Consider the following 356-nt stretch of genomic DNA (forward strand, 5'->3'; position numbering starts at 1 on the left):
TCTTTTAAGTAGGCTCTTAATTCTCGAATCATGGCTTGGCGGCCTTTGAACCGTTCATCGGCTAGTAAGCGCTCATACTGCTCCTGTTTCTCTGGGCTCAGTTGAGCTTGATAGCTATTTAGCTGGTCTCGGAGAATCACCAATTCATCCAGATATAGTTCTTTTAGGCTGAGCTTGTGACCAATCTCGCTCACTTCTTCATAAGCTTGACGATTAAGTTTGCGTTTTTGACTTTCCTGTTTACGGAGGATGTCCAGGATATGATTGCGGAACTTGGTCTTATAGTAAACATAGAGCTGACTTTCTTCTTCTACCAGCTGCGGATACTGGCTTACCAACTGATAGAGCACCAACAT

Annotated in this window: 1 protein-coding gene; it reads right to left on the reverse strand. The window is 43.8% G+C overall.

The features are described from left to right. Nucleotides 1-356 (reverse strand): transcriptional regulator (locus tag HMPREF2574_RS08695; RefSeq protein ID WP_070583887.1); only part of this gene is annotated, 356 nt, incomplete at both ends.

The organism is Streptococcus sp. HMSC034E12, from assembly GCF_001835915.1.
GTDB classification, from domain to species: domain Bacteria; phylum Bacillota; class Bacilli; order Lactobacillales; family Streptococcaceae; genus Streptococcus; species Streptococcus vaginalis.